The sequence below is a fragment of the Ruegeria sp. R14_0 genome, from assembly GCF_017743975.1.
Lineage (GTDB): Bacteria > Pseudomonadota > Alphaproteobacteria > Rhodobacterales > Rhodobacteraceae > Ruegeria.
Window position 1 is genome coordinate 256,347 of the sequence record NZ_JAGHRC010000003.1, and the last position, 21,144, is coordinate 277,490.

General features: G+C 58.5%; 18 protein-coding genes. 3 read left to right on the forward strand and 15 right to left on the reverse strand.

What is annotated here, in order from left to right:
• The first annotated feature begins 1 nt into the window (after position 1).
• Positions 2 to 3,808 carry a non-ribosomal peptide synthetase gene (locus J7416_RS11030; protein ID WP_209224818.1) on the forward strand — a complete coding sequence of 1,269 codons (3,807 nt, stop codon included), beginning with the start codon at positions 2 to 4 and terminating at the stop codon, positions 3,806 to 3,808.
• Between the two features lie 58 nt (positions 3,809 to 3,866).
• Here J7416_RS11030 and J7416_RS11035 read toward each other — a convergent pair whose 3' ends face one another.
• Genes J7416_RS11035 through J7416_RS11060 form a run of 6 tightly spaced genes read right to left on the reverse strand, consistent with a single transcriptional unit; the run spans position 3,867 to position 8,309 of the window.
• The gene (locus J7416_RS11035) at positions 3,867 to 4,769 is read right to left on the reverse strand and encodes a metal ABC transporter substrate-binding protein (RefSeq protein ID WP_209224819.1); all 903 of its coding nucleotides are present in this window, start codon (positions 4,767 to 4,769) and stop codon (positions 3,867 to 3,869) included.
• A 2-nt stretch (positions 4,770 to 4,771) separates the two neighbouring features.
• A complete protein-coding gene (locus J7416_RS11040) occupies positions 4,772 to 5,107 on the reverse strand; it encodes a hypothetical protein (protein ID WP_209224820.1) in 336 nt (111 codons plus the stop codon).
• Positions 5,104 to 5,874 (reverse strand): DUF4198 domain-containing protein, encoded by a 771-nt coding sequence (locus tag J7416_RS11045; protein WP_209224821.1) that lies wholly within the window; start codon positions 5,872 to 5,874, stop codon positions 5,104 to 5,106. The genes J7416_RS11040 and J7416_RS11045 overlap by 4 nt, the downstream gene beginning before the upstream one ends.
• 13 nt (positions 5,875 to 5,887) lie before the next feature.
• Positions 5,888 to 7,057 carry an ABC transporter permease gene (locus tag J7416_RS11050; protein WP_209224822.1) on the reverse strand — a complete coding sequence of 390 codons (1,170 nt, stop codon included), beginning with the start codon at positions 7,055 to 7,057 and terminating at the stop codon, positions 5,888 to 5,890.
• Positions 7,054 to 7,722 carry an ABC transporter ATP-binding protein gene (locus tag J7416_RS11055; RefSeq protein WP_209224823.1) on the reverse strand — a complete coding sequence of 223 codons (669 nt, stop codon included), beginning with the start codon at positions 7,720 to 7,722 and terminating at the stop codon, positions 7,054 to 7,056. Before J7416_RS11055 ends, J7416_RS11050 begins: the two co-directional genes overlap by 4 nt.
• Positions 7,719 to 8,309, reverse strand: coding sequence for a hypothetical protein (locus J7416_RS11060; RefSeq protein WP_209224824.1), 591 nt, complete (start codon positions 8,307 to 8,309; stop codon positions 7,719 to 7,721). The genes J7416_RS11055 and J7416_RS11060 overlap by 4 nt, the downstream gene beginning before the upstream one ends.
• 322 nt (positions 8,310 to 8,631) lie before the next feature.
• On the opposite strand from J7416_RS11060, the gene fabI reads away from it, so the two are divergent.
• The gene (fabI, locus tag J7416_RS11065; RefSeq protein ID WP_209224825.1) at positions 8,632 to 9,396 is read left to right on the forward strand and encodes an enoyl-ACP reductase FabI; all 765 of its coding nucleotides are present in this window, start codon (positions 8,632 to 8,634) and stop codon (positions 9,394 to 9,396) included.
• A gap of 17 nt (positions 9,397 to 9,413) precedes the next feature.
• On the forward strand, positions 9,414 to 11,831 hold the full coding sequence (locus J7416_RS11070) for a DUF3141 domain-containing protein (protein ID WP_247744240.1): 2,418 nt from the start codon (positions 9,414 to 9,416) through the stop codon (positions 11,829 to 11,831).
• 22 nt (positions 11,832 to 11,853) lie between these two features.
• Here J7416_RS11070 and J7416_RS11075 read toward each other — a convergent pair whose 3' ends face one another.
• Genes J7416_RS11075 through J7416_RS11115 form a run of 9 tightly spaced genes read right to left on the reverse strand, consistent with a single transcriptional unit; the run spans position 11,854 to position 21,087 of the window.
• A complete protein-coding gene (locus J7416_RS11075) occupies positions 11,854 to 12,858 on the reverse strand; it encodes a LacI family DNA-binding transcriptional regulator (RefSeq protein WP_209224826.1) in 1,005 nt (334 codons plus the stop codon).
• 5 nt (positions 12,859 to 12,863) lie between these two features.
• Positions 12,864 to 14,033: a dihydrodipicolinate synthase family protein gene (locus J7416_RS11080; RefSeq protein WP_209224827.1), complete on the reverse strand. Its 1,170-nt coding sequence runs from the start codon at positions 14,031 to 14,033 to the stop codon at positions 12,864 to 12,866.
• A 4-nt stretch (positions 14,034 to 14,037) separates the two neighbouring features.
• On the reverse strand, positions 14,038 to 14,346 hold the full coding sequence (locus J7416_RS11085; protein ID WP_209224828.1) for a Dabb family protein: 309 nt from the start codon (positions 14,344 to 14,346) through the stop codon (positions 14,038 to 14,040).
• A 2-nt stretch (positions 14,347 to 14,348) separates the two neighbouring features.
• Complete coding sequence (locus tag J7416_RS11090; RefSeq protein WP_209224829.1) at positions 14,349 to 15,935, reverse strand: GMC family oxidoreductase N-terminal domain-containing protein; 1,587 nt, start codon at positions 15,933 to 15,935, stop codon at positions 14,349 to 14,351.
• A gap of 16 nt (positions 15,936 to 15,951) precedes the next feature.
• Positions 15,952 to 16,710, reverse strand: a complete 759-nt coding sequence (locus J7416_RS11095) for a 3-ketoacyl-ACP reductase (protein WP_209224830.1) — start codon at positions 16,708 to 16,710, stop codon at positions 15,952 to 15,954.
• On the reverse strand, positions 16,707 to 18,197 hold the full coding sequence (locus J7416_RS22835) for a GMC family oxidoreductase (RefSeq protein WP_209224831.1): 1,491 nt from the start codon (positions 18,195 to 18,197) through the stop codon (positions 16,707 to 16,709). The genes J7416_RS11095 and J7416_RS22835 overlap by 4 nt, the downstream gene beginning before the upstream one ends.
• The gene (ugpC, locus tag J7416_RS11105; protein WP_209224832.1) at positions 18,194 to 19,306 is read right to left on the reverse strand and encodes a sn-glycerol-3-phosphate ABC transporter ATP-binding protein UgpC; all 1,113 of its coding nucleotides are present in this window, start codon (positions 19,304 to 19,306) and stop codon (positions 18,194 to 18,196) included. The genes J7416_RS22835 and ugpC overlap by 4 nt, the downstream gene beginning before the upstream one ends.
• 6 nt (positions 19,307 to 19,312) lie before the next feature.
• On the reverse strand, positions 19,313 to 20,194 hold the full coding sequence (locus J7416_RS11110; protein ID WP_170614506.1) for a carbohydrate ABC transporter permease: 882 nt from the start codon (positions 20,192 to 20,194) through the stop codon (positions 19,313 to 19,315).
• A complete protein-coding gene (locus J7416_RS11115) occupies positions 20,194 to 21,087 on the reverse strand; it encodes a sugar ABC transporter permease (protein WP_209224833.1) in 894 nt (297 codons plus the stop codon). Before J7416_RS11115 ends, J7416_RS11110 begins: the two co-directional genes overlap by 1 nt.
• Positions 21,088 to 21,144 lie beyond the last annotated feature (57 nt).

Genomic DNA, 21,144 nt, shown 5'->3' on the forward strand with positions numbered 1-21,144 from the left:
CATGGGATACCCGCAAGGCGTCGCAGATATTCTTCCCTTGTCCTCTGCCCAGCGCGGGATGCTGTTCCATGTCGAGGGTCAGGCGCAATTGCGTGGGCAATATGTTGCGGTGATCAGTTGCACCCTGACCGGCCGCTTGGACGCGCAACGCCTGAAACACGCGATGGCGGCGTTGGTCAACGCGCATGATGCTTTGCGAGCCGGGTTCATCTGGAAAGGCGTGAAGCAACCGGTTCAGGTCATTCAGGAGGAAGTAAGCCTACCTTGGACCGAACTTGACTGGACCAAACGACCAGACGCCGAACGCGGGCTGGAAGACTTGTTGAAACTGGAACAGCTGCGCAAGTTTGATCTGAAAAAACCTCCATTGATGGCCGTCACGTTGATCAAGCTTGCCAAAGACCGCTGGCACTTTGTCTGGACGATGCATCACCTGATCAGTGATGGCTGGTCGACCGGCGTCGCCTTTCGGGATCTCTTTCACCGTTACAATGGCCATCCCCAAGACGGCGCGTCACCAAGCTTCAAGACCTACCTGACCTGGCTCAAGAAACAGGGCCCACTGACGGACAAAGACTTTTGGACCGGGTATCTCTCCGATCTCGACGCACCCAGCGTCCTGCCTGAGCTGGACAACCACTCTGACGCATCAATACAGCTGTCCCATTCCGAGCTATTGGGCCAGGACTTGATGGACCGGATCGAACGCGCGGCAACCAGTCTGAAGGTGACGCCCAATACGGTTTTGTCGGGCGCCTGGGCTTTGGTGTTGCGGCGTTATCTGCAGCAGGACGATGTGGTTTTCGGCACTACTACCGCAGGTCGACCACCGGAAATTTCAAATATATCTCAGGCAGTTGGTGCGTATATCAGCACCTTGCCGGTCCGGTTCAAAATTGATCCAGACAAACCCGTGGACGTTTTTCTTCAGGACCACGCAATGGCCGAGGTCGAGCGACTGAAACACGAATATGCGTCTCTGGCCGAGGTGCAAACCTGCGCTCCGTTTCCCAAGGGAACCCCTGTTTTTGACACGGTATTTGTGAACGAAGGTGTCCAGCAGACTGGTTACGACTTTGGCGAGATTCAGGTTGCGGGCTTGAAAACGGTTCAATTCAGCAACTACCCGCTATCGCTGTTGGTGACGCCGCAAAACGATCTGGGTGTCGAGGTTTATTTCGATCCAGCGCGCATCACAATTGAGGCGGTGCGTTCCTGCATTTCCAGCTACAAACAGGTCCTGACCGCAATCGCAGCCGCACCAGACACGCAAATAAGCGACGTGATGAAAGGTCATGCGCAGAAAATCTCTGTCTCTGCAGCGCCGCCAGCCGAGACCGTTGTAGAACGTTTCTTGCAACAAGCCGACACGATGCCGGATGCCACGGCGCTGACCGATAGCGATCAGACGCTATCCTATGCTGAAACCTCTCTGCGCGCGCGTCAGATCGCATTTGCGCTGCGCCGGTCCGGTGTTCGGGAAACTGATATTATCCCGGTTGCCCTTCCACGCGGTGCCGACGCGATTGCGGGATTTTTGGGGGTCATGATGGCGGGGGCATCTTATGTACCGCTGGATCTGGATTACCCTGAACACCGCATTGCACAAATCCTCCAGGCAACCCAACCGCGCTTTGTGGTGACAACGCAAGACGCGTTTTCAACGCTGCCCGAGACAACCGCTGCGCCGGTTTTCCTCGACACTTTGGAACAGCCGATGGATCCGTCCGAGGTTGCAACCGGCACACGCGCCTATGTCATGTTCACTTCAGGATCCGAGAACCGCCCCAAGGGCGTTGAGATCTCTCACGAGGGGCTGGCAATCTCCACATCGGCGCGGGATCAGGTTTATGGCTCAACACCAGAGGTTTACCTGCTGCTTTCTTCGCTGGCCTTCGACAGCTCGGTCGCGGGCGTCTATTGGACGTTGTGCACCGGCGGACATCTGGTGATCGCCGAAAAACAGGCCGAGCAACGCCCAGCCGCGTTGGGGCAGCTGATTGCGCAACACGGTGTCACCCATACGCTCTGCCTGCCCAGTCTTGCGGGCGCGCTGCTGGCTTCGGTTCCGCCGCAGGATTTGCAATCGCTCAAGGTTCTCATTGCTGCCGGAGAGGCGCTGTACCCGAGCCTGCCGCGTGACTTGCGGCATGTGGTTCCGCACTGCAGATTGATGAACGAATACGGCCCGACCGAAGGCACCGTGTGGTGCACGGGTTTCGACGCGACGGGGTTCGACGGCGGATCGGTCGTGCCGATCGGAACCGCCATTCCGGGCACTTGGGTTGGGATCTTCGACAGCGACGATTGCCCGGCCGCACCGGGCATTGTAGGTGAAATCATCGTGGCAGGACACACCGTCGCGAATGGGTATCTCAACGATGAAGCGCAGACCAAAGACCGTTTTTTCCAAGTTGGCCCAGTCAGAGCTTACAGGACCGGCGACCTTGGTGTTGCGGATGATGCGGGCTGCATCACGTTTTTGGGCCGTAAAGACAAACAGGTCAAAATTCGGGGCCACCGCGTTGAATTGACCGAGATAGAAGCCGCCGCGCAAGTGGTGACAGCCAACCGCCGAGTGACTGCGCTTGCGATCGATCGCGCAGGCTCGAACACGATCATTCTGGCCATCGAATGCCCACCGAACGACACCATGTGCGAGGCGGCCGCCCGGCATATCCAAGCCAGCCTTCCAGACCCGTTTCACCCAAGCGCCGTCCTCGGGATAGATGAGTTTCCGACCCTGCCCAATGGTAAGTTGGACCAAAACGCGCTGCGAACCCTGATTGCGGACCAAACCCTGTCGCAAACCGGAGCAGCGCCCAAAGATGGGCTGGAAACTCAGATCGCCACGATTTTCGCAGAAACGCTAAGTACCGAGTGTCAGACGCGCGACGCGAATTTCTTTGATCTGGGGGGGAACAGCCTTGCCACGATCACCGCTTACACCAAAGGTCAGGAGCAAGGCGTTCACTTTGAACCCATAGATTTGTTCAGCTGTCCCACGGTGGCAGAACTGGCCAAACGCGTAGCAGATCGGCGCGCCGGGGCTGCATTCTCAAAAACCGAAAGCACCGTTCAGATTTCGAACCCGGGTCCGGGCAAAACGACAGTGGTGATCGCGCATTGCTCGGTCAAGTTCAGCAAGTACATGGCACGCAGTTTGGGCGATGATCATTCCGTTGTGCACATCCCCAGCCACCGCACCGAAGGCACTCCTGTCCCCTTTGACAAGTCGTTTGAAGAGCTGGCGGATGAGGCAATCTCGCGCCTGAAGCAGACTGGAAACACCAGACCGTTTGTGCTGTGCGGCTATTCCGCCGGGTGTCCGATGGTGATGGAGATGGCTCGGCAACTGGGGGATGAGGCCGTACTGGGCATGATCCTTCTGGACCCGCCGTTCAAGATGGTAGGCGCCGAACCTGCGCTTCAACCCTTGTATTTTCGCAGTTACAAGCGGCTGAGATACGTCATCAAAGGCTGGAAACGCCACTACAGGGCGCGGCGTACGCTGCCGGACATCAAGCGCATATTGGCAGAGCAAGCTGACGCCGAAGAAACGCGGATCAGGGGTGTAGAGATCGTCCATGAACTGGCAGTCAGCGATTTTCGAGTGCCCCGGTTTGACCGGCCCGCGCATGTGTTTTTGTCGCGGGGCAACCCGTCCCTCACACCGGGCGATGTTCTGGATACGCATTTGCGGGACAAGCGGTGCCACAGTCTGGATATGGAACATGTCGAGCTGATGAACCGGCCAGACGTGTTCTCAACCATTGCCTCGGTTATTGCCGATGTAAGCAATCCATAAGTCCGGTGGGGCTAGCGCGGCGCTAATAGGCGGTTAGAACCGCCCCCAAACACGCTGGTCAATTTTGCAGGTTCTGAGAGGCCGTTGAGAAATCCGACAGCGCCTTTTGATAGGCTTCAATAAACGTACGATCGGTAGGCTTGTGCGCCAGCGTAGGGAAGACAACGTTTTGCAGGCCCAGCTTTTCCGCGGCTTCGATCGCTGCTGCGGGCGGTTCGGCTTCCCAAATCAGAATCTCCGCGCCCGTCTGGTTTCGTAGGGCGCTCAGCTCCGCAAGCTGATCCGGGTTGGGGGCTTCGCCCGCCTCCCAATCCAGTGAGGAAACCGTAAGCGCATACCGTCCAGCAAGGTATTGATAACGCGGATGAGTGGCGATCATCGGTACAGATGCTAGGGTTGCAAACACATCCTCAGCGGTTTGATCCAAAGCGGTCAGGTCTGCGCGAAGCTGTTCAAGCTGATCTTCAACCTGACCCGCAGGGGCGATGTCGCGGGCCGTGATCGCCGCAGCAATAGCCTCGGCCTGCGCAGCGGCCAGCACCGGGTCGAGCCAGACGTAAGACGCAAGCCCTTCATGCGAATGCTCGCCACCGTCACCGTGGCTGTGGGTAATGCTCTCGGTGACGATGAACTGATCTTCGATGGCTGCCGAGCTGTTGATCACGCGGGACCGAGGCAGCGACACGCGGTCAACCCATGTTGCAAACTTTGCGCCGTTCAAAAGGATCAGGTCCGCCGTCTGAACCTCGCTGACATCAGCAATGGACGGCCGCCAGAAAGACGGGTCCACGTCAGCGGGGACCGGGAATACAACATCTGCTGCGTCACCCACCAACCGTTCGGTAAAATACTGCAACGGATAGTTGACGGTCACCACCTGAGGTCGTTCCTGCGCTGCCGCAGCCGTCACCACCATCTGTGCCAGCAGCACCGCTGTGACGCCATTGAAGAACCGTTGCATCGTCAACTCCCACATTTGCGTGCGATGTCTTCTGGGGTCACAATCCAGTAGTTGTCATGGCCCCCGGTATCAACCTCGATCACCAGACCTGTCGCGTGATTCACGCTGGCAAGTGGCACCCGTGCAGTCCCATCGCCGCTCAGCTGCAACGTTGTCTGCAACGAATTCTCCCCGTCCAGCACGCGCACTTCACCCTGCTGGGCCGGTTTCCCGTTGGAAAACTTGGCTTCTACCGTGACCGCCTGGCAATCAACCGAGGCAAAGACGACCAGCTGATGCGCAGCCGCTGCCACAGGGGCAACGGCCAACAGCGTGGTCAAGCCAACGGCCCGGATCACTGGCCCGTCCATTCTTCGAAATGTACCCAGATCACCGCGCCCAGTTCGACGGCCTTGTCTTCGCCATCCTGCGGCAGAGTGTAATCCGCCGTGTTCAGCGCGGCAAACCCCCACCAGCCATCCGACGGCGCGGCATAGGTGAACACGCCGTTCGCGTCGGCCTTGACCGTCTGCGTGATCATCAGCTCATCCGGCACCGTGGCATTGGTGCCGTCGTTCAGAAACTCGACCTCGACCTCGGCATAGGGCACGGCTTCTCCATCCATCTTCACGATCCCCTGGAACACGTTGCGTTCCCACAGGCCGAAAGGTTTAGACAGGGGTACGATTTCGGTCTTGAGGCCCAGCTCGGTATCCCAACCTTCATCGTCGCCGTAAGCGGTCACATAGGTCTTGGTGTAGTGGATGATGAACGCGTCTTCGGCTGGTTCCCAATAAGGTTTGGGCTCCATGGCAAAAACGTAAGTTCCGGGACGTTCCAGCGGAAATTCGAGCGTATAGCCCTGATCATCCATGACAGTGGCGTCCTGAAGGTCACCCAGCAAATCCGTGGTGCTGCCTTCGTGCGTTACCGTAAACCCCTCAGGCCGGTCCAGCATCATGCCGTCCATTTCGAACGGGTGCGAAAACGACATGGTCAGCGAGACGTTGCGCCCGTCTTCCTGACTGATCATCGGATCGTTTGGAATGATCATGCCATAATGCGCCAGCGCCGGTGTAACCGCGAGGCTGCCTGCCAAAGCTGAAATTAGAAAATGCTGTTTCATATATCTCCCTTTCTTATGCGCCAAGCGAGAGTAGCCAACCCACCCAAGTCTCAGCATTTCGTGAAACCAACGCGGCGCCAAGGGCCGCAATACACCCTGAAATCAACAATAGGGTCACCGTCTCAGCCGCCAGCAGGCGCACCACCATACCCCGCCGCGCGCCCAGTTTTACCGCAGTCGCTACTTCGCGAGCCCGCAGTCGGTAGCTGAGGAACACCGCCAACCCAACGGCGGCAAGGGCCGCTACTGCGATGATCGCCGTCACAACATCCAGCAGTGACTTGATCCGAAAGATGCGATCCACCAGCCCTTGGATCACCCCGGCGGGTTCGATCAACTGACTGGGGTTCTCGCTATCCAGATAACGCCCTTTCAGGATGGTCGCGGCGCGTATGTCCGCTGGCACGACAATGACTGCAGTGGCCGGAAAATCATCTTGCGCCCCGTGAAAGTGAAAGCTGTCGATATTGTCGGGGGTGATACGCTGAAACTGCACGACAGACGCATTGGCCAGCGTCTCTGTGCCCGAGGCGATATCGGCGGCTGTGACAACGTCTTCGTGGCCGTGCCCAATTCCCTGGATCACCCAAGCCGTTTTGATATCAACGAAAATCGCTTGGTCGTCTGGGGTGTTCGTCGGGGCAAGAACACCGACGATTGGCATTTCCAACGGGTAGACACCGTCAAGATCGAACAGGTTTTCCGGCGACGAAACCAGAGTATCGCCCACCCCCTTGCCCAAAGCCTGCGCCACATCCGCACCGATCACTGCGTCACCCAGCAAGGACAAGCCCCGCCCCTCGGCAAACATCAGATTGCGAAAGTCAAAATAGTCCAACGATGTGCCAACGATCCTGAACCCACCGGATGAAAACGCCGTATGCACCGGGATAGGCACAGCAAGACCGCTGTCCCAAATCGCTTCGACCTCGCCCATCGCAATCGGATCCGGGCGTTCGTCGGAAAAGTAAAGCGCGGCCATTGTCAGATCCAGCTGTGAACCGCGGCTACCCAGAAGCAGCGGTGTCGCTTCACCACGGGCCACAAGCGCCGTCTGGCTGGTGGACAGAAGTATCTGAGTGGCCGCGGGCACGAACAGGATCAGTGCTGCAACGACCACAAGCACCAGGCTGCGCGCCCAGTGAAACCGCAGATAGGCAAAGGCAAGGTACCACGCGTTCATGCCGTCGCCCCTTCGCGATATTGCGCAAAGTCGATCACCCGTTCGAACCGCGGCAAAAGCTCGTGATCGTGGGTTACGGCCAGCACGGTCGCGCCTGCTTCGGTCGCTTGTTCGAACAGTAAATCCAGGATACGGCCCTTACTGTCAGGGTCCAAATTGCCTGTTGCCTCGTCCGAGAGGATCAGCTTGGGCTGCGTAACCAAAGCACGGCAAATCGCAACGCGTTGCTGTTCGCCCTGGCTCAGAGCGGTGGGATGCCGGTCCAACTTATCGCCAATGCCGCAGGCCTCGGCCAGCGCCTGCGCGCGATCCCGCGCTGCGGCATCCAGTTTCAGCGCCGGAGTGATCCGGTACGGGTACAGGATGTTTTGACGACCGGACAAATAGTCCAACAACGCAAAGTCCTGAAACACAAATCCGATGTGACTGGCACGAAATTGACGGCGTTCGGCATCTGACAAGCCGGTCACTTCGGTTCCGTCGACCTCGATCCGCCCACCATCCGGCAAAAGAATACCGGCGATCAAGTTCAGGAGCGTTGTCTTGCCACTACCGCTTGGGCCTACAATCGCCAGCCGCTCGCCCTGCTGTAGTGTCAATTCCGGGACGTTCAGCCGGAAGCCACCCGCGCCGTATCCGAACGAGACTGAGCTGACCCCAATCATTGGTGATCCTCTTGCGATATCTCGAACGTCTCACCCGCCGCGTCCCGGTTGACATCGCGCAGCGTGAAATCGGTGATCCGCCAGGCCCCCTCGACAGGAGATACCGACAGATCCGCGCTGTAGGTATTGCCGCGCACATGCAGGTGTTCTGCATGGCCTACGGTACCGATCACTTGCCACGTGGCATCGATAACCAGTTCGGCACCATCGCGCGTGACAGTGCTGTCCAAAAGGTTGATTTCGTGGATGGTTTGGTCGGCCTCATCCAACCCGCCCCCAGCCATCGCGCCGACCCGTTCAAGGTAAAGGTACTCCAGGGCATCACCGTGGGTCACACTGGCAAGCGTGTCGTAAATCTCGTCTTCCTGGGTTTTTCCGAAGGCGTCATATACGACCAACAGCAAGGCCGGGGTCAATTCTCCCGACAATTGCTGAGCAACAGGTACCGTCATGCCCGGCATACCCGGGACAGAATAAGCCTCGGTCTCGGAATCGCGCGTCTGACCGCCCGATGACAGAAACACAAGGCCCGCGATTATGCCCACGCCCAAGGCGAAGACTATGCCTAACAGAACTTCTTGACGCACTAGCCTCGATCCCAATTTGACTTAAATACGCGGTCGTCAGACATATGGATCATTTTTTGAGCCGCAGACTGTTCGTCTGCAGCATTGGACGCATGGGACAATGGCACTTGCAGGTGATTTTTTTGCCGCAGGCGCGGCTTGAGTTATCAACTTCACCCGATCCGACAGGCCTTTGATGTTGGGTCGAAAATTCACACTGCAGGCAGCATTTCCGGTCTCGGCAGCGGAAAACGGTACATAAGCCTTACCTTGTCATATGCCTGACAACCGGACATGCTGCACTTGCAGCAATTTTGTTTGTTCTGCTCATTGAGTCGCTTCCATGTTTGAAATGCACGGCAAGAAAGCTCTGGTTGTTGGCGTAGCCAATGAAAACTCGATTGCCTGGGGGTGTGCTAAGGCTTTCAAGGCTTTGGGCGCCGATCTTGCAATCACATACTTGAACGAAAAAGCAGAACAGTCTGTGCGACCGTTGGCTCAAGAGCTGGGGGCTGAGATTATTCGTCCGTTAGATGTCCTGGACACCGATCAACTGGACGTCCTGTTCGAAGAAATCACCCAACGATGGGGACAGCTGGATACGCTTTTGCACTCCATCGCATTTGCACCACGCGACGATTTGCACGGGCGCGTTATCGATTGCTCGGCCAAAGGCTTTGGGCTGGCCATGGACATTTCGGTGCATTCCTTTCTGCGCATGATCCGCAAGGCCGAGCCGCTGATGCCAAAGGGCGGAACCTGCATGACTGTGTCGTTTCAGGGCTCGACCCGGGTTGTCGAGCATTACAACATGATGGGTCCGGTCAAGGCCGCGTTGGAATGTGCTGTGCGCTATGCCGCGGCCGAGCTGGGCCCCAAGGGGATTTCGGTCCATGCGTTGTCGCCGGGTCCGCTGATGACGCGGGCCGCCAGTGGGATAGACGAATTTGACGAACTGCTTGACGCAGCCGCACAGCACGCACCGACGCACCAGCTGGCCACAATCGAAGATGTAGGGGCCTATGCCGCGTTTCTGGCGAGCCGCGAAGCTGCGAACGTGACCGGTGGCGTACACCAGATAGATGGCGGCTATAGCATCGTCGCCTAACGCAAAAGGAGTCAGCGATGACACCGAATTTTATCGACGAAAGCAATGTCAAATGGCTGTTCGGCACCGAGGCGGCCCAAGCCGTGACCGAAAACCTGAACGCCCAGCCCGCCACCGAGATGAAAGAGCTGGCGGAACTATTTGGCGAGGCTGCGACAACTGCGGAATTGCTGATGCGTTCGGCCACGCGTCAGGGCAAATCGATTTCCGAAGAGCATACGCAGCGTGTGCGCAATCAGATGGAAGACTTGTCCAGGATCGCAGGCACCATGGCGCAAGCAGGCAATGGTGTGACTGACCACTACGCGACTTATGTGCAAGACGCCGCAAAGCGCTGGCTTTTGACACTGGATGTGCTGCGTCAGCGCGGTGACAATTTCGTCGAACACGAGGCTGCCGGCTGCCCTCCGGTTTTGATTTACGATTATGAGGTCGTCGTCGATGGTCGGAACCTTGATCGGCCCTGCAATTATCAGCTGTTGCGCATCGTGCCGCCCCAAGGCACCGAAGTGCATGACTGGAAGCGTCCCTATATCATTATCGACCCTCGGGCCGGGCATGGCGGAGGTATTGGCGGATTTAAAACCGACAGTCAGGTTGGCGTGGCCTTGCATGACGGGCACCCGGTCTATTTCGTGAATTTCACCCGTGACCCGGTACCCGGTCAAACCCTGGCCGATGTCACCAACGCCGAGGCCGAGTTTGTCCGTGAGGTCCAACGCCGCCACCCTGACAGCGCCAAGCCGGTCGTCACCGGGAATTGTCAGGGCGGTTGGGCAACGCTGCTTTTGGCGGCAACCAACCCTGATCTGACCGGGCCCATCGTTCTGAACGGTGCGCCGGTACAACCTTGGTCTGGTGAGGTCGGCAAATACCCGATGCGCTATAACGGCGGTGTTCTGGGCGGAGCATGGCAACCGATGCTCTGGTCCGATTTGGGTGGTGGGCAGTTCGATGGCGCACATCTGGTGTCCAACTTTGAGATGCTGAACCCCGGTCGAAACTTCTTTGCAAAATACTACGACCTCTTTGCCAACCCGGACGGTGGCAAGGATCGTTTCCTGGAGTTCGAACGCTGGTGGGGCGGTTTCTTCATCCTCAACGAGGCCGAGATCAAATGGATCGTCGAGCAGCTGTTTGTTGGCAACAAGCTGGTCAAGAACCAGGCGCAGCTAGAGCCCGGTCAGGCAGTTGATATCAAACACGTCAAAGCGCCGATCATCGTGTTTACCAGCTACGGCGACAACATCACCCCGCCCCAACAAGCGCTCAACTGGATCGTGGACAGCTATACGGATGTCGACGAAATTCGTATCCGCGGGCAACGCATCATCTACATGATCCACGATCAGGTGGGGCATCTGGGTATTTTCGTCTCGTCCAAGGTCGCGAAGAAGGAACATACCGAAGTCACGTCCACCATGAAAACGATCGAAGCCCTGCCGCCCGGTCTTTATGAGATGAAGATCGACAGTTTCGAAGGACACGGGCAGGACAAGAGCTTTACCGTCAGCTTTGCCGAACGCACGATCGATGACCTGCGCAAGATCGATGACGGGCGCGAAGAAGAGGCCGGATTTGCCGCCGTTGCTCGGATGTCTGAAATCCAGTCCGAAATCTATGACATTGTGGCCCGTCCTGTTGTGAAGTCCATGGTCAATCCCGCGCTCAGCGAAACCATGCGAAAGCTGCATCCGCTGCGCCTGCAACGCGCGCTTGTATCCAGTGTCAATCCGTTCTTTGCGATGCTCGAGAGCGCGGCCCAGCAAATGGAGCCACGCGCGCCTGTCTCGGACAGTAACCCGTTTGTGCAAGCAGAACGGCTCTGGGCTCGGATGGTCGAACAGCAAATGGATTTTGTGCGTGATACGCGCGACGCGCTGTACGAAATGACGTTTCTTTCGCTTTGGACCAACCCGTTGGCGGTTGAATTTGGCAAACCGCAGGCCATTGGCCGGACCCTCAAGAGCGAAACCGAACTGCGCGCCCTGCCCGAGGTCGAAATGGCCTTGGCGCATGTTTCCTCAGGCGGGTTTGTCGAGGCGGTGGTCCGTATGCTTGTTCTGATGGCAGATAGTCGCGGCAATGTGCGGCGCGACCGGCTTGAACGCTCGGCTTCCGTGATGACACAGGATGACCCCTTCAAATCCCTGACCATGGACGAACGCACGCGGATCATTCACGAGCAGACCTTGATCGTCACATTCGAGCGTGACAAGGCCATCGCTACCCTGCCCGATCTGCTGCCCAACAAAAAGGATCGCGAACAGGCGGTGAAGGTTGTGCAGTTCATCCCCGGCAAGATCGAAGAAATGGCCCCTGACACACTGGAATTACTGCAGCAATTCCACAAGGTTCTGGGGTTAAAACCCGTCACCGAGGATGTTCTGGAGGATCCTCTCAAGAAAACGAAACCCTCAACGGCCGCTGAGTAGGCAAAGCTTCTGGCCAGGTCGCTCAGACGCTTTTGGTGGTTTGCCGCAGCACCAATCGTGTCGGTGTTCGCGCCAGTTGGGCCGGGGTTTCCGCATCCTGTAACCAGGACAAGACGGTGTCGGCCACACGCTCGCCGAACTCTGGCACGCCGCAGTGTACGGTGGACAAGGCTGGCCAGCATTCCGACGCTTCTTTGATATCGTCAAACCCGATGATCTGAAAATCGGCCCCGATCCTGATCTGCGCAGCGTGGCAGGCATTGATCATCCCGAACGCAACAAGATCATTGAAACAGAGGGCGGCGTCACAATCGGGATGTTCTTTGAACAAATCGACGGCCGCAGCGTACCCGAAGGAGCGGCTGGATTCCCCGGTTTTGACGATCGGCTCCAGCCCATGGTCTTGCATCGAACTGATGTAGCCACACAGCCTTTCTTGGGTGACCTCAGCCCCGGCCAAGCCACCGACAAACGCAATGCGGCGGGCTCCGGTCTGGATCAGGTGTTGCGTCGCCTCTCTCCCTCCTGCCGCATAGTCCGGCGCAACGAATGGGACCTTCGCGTCTGCGTCGTTGACTTTTCGCAAGACCTGCATCATCGGGATGCCAGCCCTTTCAACCGCCGCCAGCGTGTTGGACACATCGCCATATGCGGGCGACAGGATCAGGGCCGATACCCCGTGTTCCAGCATCGCGGCCACCACCTGGTCCTGCAACACCGCGTCTTCGTTGGTGTTCGCCATAACAACGGCGTACCCGCGCGACCCAAGGGCCATCTGTAACGAGGTCGCAAACTCGGTAAAGAACGGGTTGGTCAGATCGTTGATAACCAGTCCGATCAGCGCTGTCCCCGTCGACCGCAGGTTGGCGGCAGACCGGTTGTAGACATACCCAATCTCTTTCATAGCGGTGTGAACCAGCTTGCGCGTTTCCTGCTTGACCTGCGGGCTGCCTTGCAGAACCAGGCTGACCGTGGATTTTGAAACGCCCGCCGAGTTGGCGACATCTATGATCGTGGGTCTGCGCATTCAGGTTATTGTTCAACTCCATGCAGGCTGAGAAGCGTGGTCATCCGTGCTTTAGCCAGTTCCGGGTCCGAGAGCAAACCAGCCTGATCCGCCAGCTTGAAGACCTGCGCGTAGTGGCAGATATCGCGGCTGGACTGGAACCCGCCCGGCATGATGAAATGGGACTGCGACCCGTTCAGCCACGCCAGATAGGCGATCCCGGCTTTGTAGAACCGTGTCGGGGCCTTGAAAATCTCTCGGCTGAGGGGCACGGTCGGGGCGAACAGTGCGTTGTAGCGGTCCATGTCACCCATCGCCAACGCCTCAAGCGCTTGACTGGCCGCAGGGGCGATAGCGGCGAAAATACCCAGTAACGCATGCGAGAAATGCGTGCCGTCCCCGGCAATTAGGTCCGCATAGTTAAAGTCGTCGCCGGTGTAGAGGCGCACGCCGTCCGGCAGTCGCGCGCGGAAGGCTTCTTCGTGGGCTTGATCCAACAGAGAGATCTTGATCCCGTCCACTTTGGCCGGATTTTCATTGATCAAAGATAGAACGAAATCGCTGGCGGCATCGACATGCGCACTGCCCCAATAGCCGGTCAAAGCGGGATCGAACATGTCGCCCAACCAATGCAGGATCACCGGCTGAGCCGCGCCATCGATCAGTGCGCGATAGACATCGTGATAGGTATCCGGGCCCGCGTTGATCGCCGGGAAAGCGCGCGAGGCCATCAGGATCAGTTGGCCACCGGCGGCCTCGATCGCTTCGGCCTGATGCTCGTAAGCCGACAGGATTTCACCAGCGGTGTTCAAGGCGCTCAGCGGCAGGTGATCGGTCCCTGCCCCACAGGCAACACGGGGTGACATTGGGTGCGCCTTTGCGGCCCTCATGGTGCGCTGGATCAGCTCCAACGCAGTCGCCCAATCCACACCCATCCCGCGCTGAGCCGTGTCCATCGCCTCTGCCAGGCCCAAACCTTGTTCCCACAGCCCCTGTCGAAAACGCAGCGTTGCGTCCCAATCCACCGCTGGACGGCCATCCCAGGGGTCGCGTTCCGCCAACGGGTCCGAGACCACGTGCGCCGCCGCAAATGCAGTTCGGGTCAGCGGCACTTTTGGCGCTCGCGGCACCAAAGGCGTGCCGGTCAGCGCATAGGGTTCAAGTTGCCCCTCTGGATTTGGCAAAATCAGTTTCATCGTCTCAAACCTCCAAATCCAGAACCAGAATGCCGTCGATGCCGTCCACAGCGTTCTCGACCAGTTGCGCACCCAGCGCCTTGTGCGTTTCGTTATTTTGATAGACCTCCAGCGCGGCCCAATCATCGAAGTCGATCACGAACCCATGCATGTATCCGCGTTCGATCTGCTCGGGGCTTTCACTGCGGCCACCGGTGAACCCGCTGGCCCCTGGCAAGGTATGAGACACGTCTGCAAGGCCTTTATAGATGGCCCCGATTGTCTCTTCGGTCACGTCGGAGCGGAACTTGGTCAGTACAATATGGCGGATCATGTTTAGAAACCTTGATCTTGTTTGATCATGTCAGCGGCTTTTTCGCCGATCATGATTGTAGGAGCATTGGTGTTCGAGGAATTGACCGTCGGCATGATCGACGCGTCGGCAACGCGTAGCCCTTCGATCCCGTTAAACCGCAGGCGCGGGTCCAGCACGGCTTCGGCATCGCTGCCCATCCGGCAGGTACCGGCGCAGTGGTGCGAGGTTTTGGAATGCACGCAGATAAAGTCGAAATACTCCTGCTCGGTGCGCACGTTTGGCCCCGGCAAGCGTTCGGCCAAGACGTACGGCTTCAGTGCATCCTGCGCGAGGATGTTCTGCACCAGCTTCAGCCCCCGAATGGACATCTCGCGATCATAAGGGTCCGCCAGATAGTTGGGATCGATCAGCGGCATCACTGCGGGATCAGAGCTTTGCAGCCGAACCGTTCCGCGCGACCTCGGTCGCAGGAAACAGGCGTTCAGGGTAACCCCGCCGTTGGGCATCGCCTCGACCCCTGCCTCGATACCGGTACCAAGCCCAAGGTGCATCTGAAGGTCCGGCGAGCGCGCATCCGGGTCGGCGTACCAGAACCCACCTGTTTCAAACAGGCTGGACGCAACCGGCCCTTTGCGGGTGAAGAGGTACTGCAGGCCTGCGAAGGCTGACAGGTGCAGCTTGGCAAAACGGTCATAGGTGTGCGGCCCGGTCACCTCACAGATCGAGTACAGATCCAGATGGTCTTGCAGGTTCGCGCCGACCTGAGGCTGATGATAAATCGCGTCGATGCCAAGACTGTCCAGGTGATCCGCCGGACCGATACCGGACAGTTGCAACAGGCGTGGCGAGCCGATGGCACCCGAGGACAGAATGACCTCTTTCGCGGCGGTGATCTTATCGCCGTTCATCATCTCGATGCCGGTCGCACGGCCCTTGTCCACCATGATGCGACGGACCTGAGCGCCAGTTCGAACCGTCAGGTTTGGGCGACTGCGGTTCGGTGCAATAAACGCCATCGCGGCGGATGAACGCCGCGCGTTGCGTTGGGTCAGTTGATAGTACCCCGCGCCGTCCTGTTTAGCCCCATTCACATCGCGAGTTTCCGGAATGCCCACCTGCCCCGCGGCCTTGATATAGGCGTCGCAGATCGGCAGAGGCGCTGCGGGCATGGACACGCCCAGCGGACCGCCCTTACCGTGGAACTCGTTATCGTAGGTGTCGTTGTCCTCGGACTTTTTGAAGTAGGGCAGAACGTCGGCATAGCTCCACCCCTCGCAGCCCATCTGCCGCCAGTCGTCGTAATCCTGCGCTGCGCCACGAGTATAGATCTGCGCGTTGATCGCTGATCCGCCGCCGATCACCTTGGCTTGTGTATAGTTGAAGACCTTGTTCTGCATGTGCTTTTGCGGAACCGTAGACCAACCCCAGCTGCCGATGCCCTTGGTCATCTTTGCGAACCCGGCTGGCAGGTGAAAGAACGGGTGGCGGTCGGTGGAACCGGCCTCTAACAACAGCACTTTTGCCGATGGTTCTTCGGACAGGCGCGCGGCGATGACTGAGCCTGCCGAGCCACCTCCGACAACAATGAAATCGTATCCTTCAGACATTCTGATGTGCCTTGCGTTAAAGACGTGAGATCGACAGGCCGCCATCCACGGGGATCGCGGCACCAGTGGCAAAGTGCATTTGCCCTTGAACCAGCGGGACGACGACGGAACCGATGTCCTCTGGCTCACCCCAACGGGCGGCGGGGACAAGGCCGCCTTCGATACGGTCGGTGTATTTGTCGCGCACGCCCGCAGTCATCTCAGTCGCGATGATGCCGGGCCGCAGCTCGAATACGCCGATACCATGCGGGGCCATACGTACTGCGAAAAGCTGAGCCATCATTGCGGCAGCTGCTTTGGACACGCAGTATTCAGCCCGTTCAATCGACACCATCGTCGCGCTGACCGAGGTGACAAATGTGATAGACCGATACGCATCATCTGGCTGGTCCAGCATCCGCCGCGCCACTTCTTGCGCCAGAAAGAACGCGCCGCGCAGGTTGATGTTTTGTACGAAATCCCAATTCTCGGGCTTCAATTCCAGCATGTCGCCCCGCACTGGCGCACCGACACCGGCGTTGTTGATCAGGGCGGTGATCGGTCCCAACTGGGCCTCGACCTGATCCAGCAACGCGGGCACGTGGCTGATGTCGGTGACGTCATGCTGTACGTAGATCGCGTCTTGGCCAAGCTCGGCCAAGGCGGCTTGAACAGCAGGTTTGTCGGCATCTGAACGCGAAGCCAACGCAACTTTGTACCCCGCCGCGATCAACGCACGCGAGACGCCAAGGCCGATGCCCTGCTGGCCGCCTGTCACCAAAGCAATTCCGGTCATGCCGCGAACTCCGTTTCGATAATGTGCCGCCCCGCCCGCAGAGCAAGCGCTGCAATGGTCAGGGCCGGGTTCACCGCCGCCGAAGTCGGCAAAACCGAGGCGTCGACGATGAACAGGTTGTTGTGGTCGTGGCTGCGGCAATAGGTGTCCACCACGCTGCTGGCCGGATCGTTGCCCATCCGCGCTGTGCCGCATTGATGCGACGGCGTGCGTCGGTCAAAGGGCCGGGACAGAACGATAGGAAACCCGGCCTGGCGCAGATGCTGTTTCAGCTTTGCAACCAGCGCCTCATGCGCGGCCCAATTCGAGCGTTTCCAATCCAGCCGTATCTGACCTTGTTCGACGGTCACACGGCTGTCGGGGTTGGGAAGGTCCTCGGACATGGCGTAGAAATCAAAGCTGCGATTGGCAATCATCGCAGCAATCGGCCCCGGCAATGGCGATTGCGAGGCCAGGATCGGCCCGGTGATTTTGCCCAGCATCTGGATATTACCCAATGGCAGGCCGCCCTGCCCGTCATCGTTGTAATAGTCGTTGAACATCAACGTCTTTTGATAAACGGCCCGATTTCGACGCAACGGATGCAAGGCCAGCACGGCCGAGCAGTTGTGGTTCATGAAGTTCCGACCAACCTGATCGGACCGGTTGCCCAGACCTGTCGGGCAATTGTCGTTCGCCGATTCCAACAACAGGACGGACGATTGCACCGCCCCAGCGGCCAGAACGATGACCGGCGCATCTAAGGTACCGTGCCCGTCGACTTGAACGCCGGTTATTCGGCCATTGCCGCTGGCCGTCAGTTTCCGGGCCTGTGCGCCGGTTAACAATTCCACATTCTCATAGTTCAATGCTTCGGCGAGCGCGCGCGTTTCCGCATCCATTTTTCCGCCGCAGGTATTCGGAAACGCATCCCAGGTCGTTTGACCCGCAGCCAGCCAGGTGTCGATATCAACGCCCAGCGGTACAGATGACGGCGTCAAACCCGTGCGACTAAGGCGGGCCCTGAGGTCAGCAATGTCCGCTTCGTCTGGCACCGGAGGGTATGGGTATCCCTTGCTGTGCGAAGGCTCAGTCGGATCCTCGTTTGGAGTTCCGCGCGCCGCATAGAGTTCTTCGGCGGCTGTGTAGTCTGGTTCAAGCTCGTCGTACGAGATAGGCCAACCGGGCGAATGGCCCCCCATATGCTGACGCGGCTGAAAATCCTCATTGCGATAGCGGATCAAGGCCGCCCCGTAGAACTTGGAATTGCCGCCAACGCAGTAATAGTTCCCGGGGTTGAACGGATTGCCAGCCCCGTCCAGCCACGTTTCATCCGGGCGAAAATGCCCATTGGCAAAGATTGCCTGCGGGTCGCGATCCTGTGCTGAGGGCCGCAGATGATCTCCACGTTCCAGGATCAGGATGCGACGACCGGACGGCGCCAATGCCGCCGCCAGGGTCGCGCCCCCCATTCCTGATCCGATGATTATGACGTCGGCCTGTGTCACGGAACGATCCGCATCTCGCTTTCCGGATCAAAGGCCACGGCCTTTTCCATGTTCACGGCAAAGGCAAAATCCTGACCCGGTGCGACCTCGGCATCCGAGCGCATCCGCGCGATCACATCGCGGCCACCCAACTGCATCGACACGAAGGTGTCCGACCCGGCCGGTTCTGTCACCACGATGCGGTTGGTCATCTGCGCGATGTTCGAGGATTTGCGGTCTGCCCCGTCCATGTCTGTGATCGTCTCGGGCCGGATACCCAGCAGGATATCCCGGCCATCCCAGGCGGCCAGATTGTCCTGACTGAACGGCAGTTGCGCCATCGACCCATCATGGACTGCGACCTCGGCATGAGGACGGCCATTCAAAACGACAACCTTGGCGGGCACCACGTTCATTGCTGGGGATCCCATGAAGGTTGCCACAAAGATATTGGCCGGCGTGTCATAGATCTCCTGCGGTGTACCCAGTTGCTGAACGTACCCGCCGTTCATCACAGCGATACGGCTGGACAGCGTCATCGCCTCGATCTGGTCGTGGGTCACGTAGACGATGGTGGTGCCAAGGTTCTGGTGCAGCTTCTTGATCTCGGTCCGCATATCCACGCGCAGCTTGGCGTCGAGATTCGACAACGGTTCATCGAACAGGAACACGTCTGGGTTCCGCACCAACGCGCGGCCCATTGCGACGCGCTGACGCTGTCCACCGGAAAGCTGTCCCGGCTTGCGATCCAGCAACTGCTCGATCTGCAACAGCTTGGCGACCTCTGACATCGCCTTGTCGCGTTCTGGCTTGGGAACGCCGTGCATCTCAAGGCCAAAGGTGATGTTCTGTCCCACGGTCATGTTGGGGTACAAGGCATAGCTTTGGAACACCATCGCGATGTTCCGATTGGACGGGTGCACCCCGTTCATCACCTGTTCCTTGATACGTATTTCGCCGCTGGTGATCTCTTCCAGCCCCGCGATCATGTTCAGCAGAGTTGACTTGCCACAGCCCGACGGGCCGACAAGCACCAGAAACTCACCCTCCTGCACTGAGATATCGACCTTGTGCAGAACCTCGACCGCCCCGTAGGATTTGGTCGCGTTGTCTATGTCCAGAAAACCCATCAGGCCTTATCCTTTCACGGAACCCGCCATCAGGCCGCGGACGAAGTACCGTCCGGCCACGATGTAGACGAGCAAAGTTGGCATGGCCGCCAAAATGGCGCCTGCGAAATGAACGTTGTATTCCTTCACACCGGTTGACGACTGCACCAGATTGTTCAGCGCCACCGTCATCGGCTGACTGTTGGCATCGGCAAAGGACGCGCCGAACAGGAAGTCATTCCAGATGTTGGTGAATTGCCAGATGATCGACACCACGGCGATCGGCCCGGAACTGGGCAAAAGGATGCGCCAGAAGATCTGGAAAAAGCCCGCGCCGTCGATCTGGGCCGCCCGGATCAGCTCGGTCGGGAACACGGCGTAGTAGTTGCGGAAATACAGCGTGGTGAAGCCGATCCCATAGACCACATGCACCAGTGCAAGGCCCCATGTCGTACCCGCCAGCCCGATGATGCCCAGCATTCGCGCCATCGGAATCAGCACGATCTGGAACGGGATGAAGCAGGCGAACAGCATCAGGCCGAACAGGATGGTGTCATACTTGAAACGCCATTTGGTCAGCACGTAACCGTTCAGCGCGCCAAGTATGGTCGAGACGATCACCGCCGGAACCACCATCTTGATGGAGTTCCAGAAGTACGGCTTCAGACCCGTCGGATCGACACCGATCTGAGCCGAGGACCAGGCCTTGAACCAAGGCTCTAGCGTGAAGACCTGCGGCAGGTTCATCATGCCGCCGCCCGTGATCTCTTCCAGCGGTTTCACCGAATTCACCAGCATCACGTAAAGCGGCAGCAAGTAGAACAGACCGAACAGCAGCAGCACCAGATAGATCAGCGTACGCGTGACGCGGCCGGTGCGGATTGCGGTATCCTGAGTTGCTTGGGACATCAGCGTTTCTCCCGCAATTCGGCGTAGAGATAGGGGATCATGATTGCCGCAATGGTCATCAGCATGATCGTGGCCGAGGCCGCACCGATCCCCATCTGGTTCCGCGTGAAGGTGTAGGAATACATAAAGGTTGCGGGCAGCTCGGTCGCACGGCCCGGCCCACCACCGGTCAGGGCGATCACAAGGTCAAAGGTCTTGATTGCAAGGTGGCTGAGGATCACGAAGGCCGACAGGAACGCAGGACGTAGCTGCGGGATGATGATCCGGCGATAGAGGTTCCAGTTCGAGGCCCCATCCATCTGCGCGGCCCGCAGGATTTCATTGTCGATCCCACGCAGGCCAGCCAGAAACATCGCCATCACGAAGCCGCTGGTCTGCCAGACCGCTGCCATGACGACCGTGTAGATTGCGTAATCCCGGTTCTTGATCCAGTCGAACTCGAAACTGGTCCAGCCCCAGGTGTGCATCACGTTTTCCAGCCCGATGCCGGGGTCCAGGAACCACTTCCAGGCGGTACCGGTCACGATGAAGCTCAGCGCCATCGGGTACAGGTAGATCGGGCGCAACAGACCTTCGCCGCGGATTTTCTGATCAAGGAAGATCGCCAGACCAAGACCGATGCACGTGCAGATCACGATATAGAGGCTCGCAAAAATCCCCATGTTGATCAGCGAGGTTTCCCAATGGCTTAACCGCCAAAGCTTATCGTAATTCTCCCAACCTACCCAGCCATAAGTTGGCAGGATTCGGCTGTCGGTAAAGGACAGGTAGACCGAGAACAGAATGAACCCGTAAACAAAGACCAGCATCATCGCCAGCGATGGTGACAGGACCAGTTTGGGTATCCAGTTCTGAAGGCGTGTCTTGATATCCGCGTCGGCTGATCCAGCCATGGCGCGCCCTCCTCGTTCGAGTGGTGGTATGTTGGAGCTTTTGCGCCCTCTTGGTGA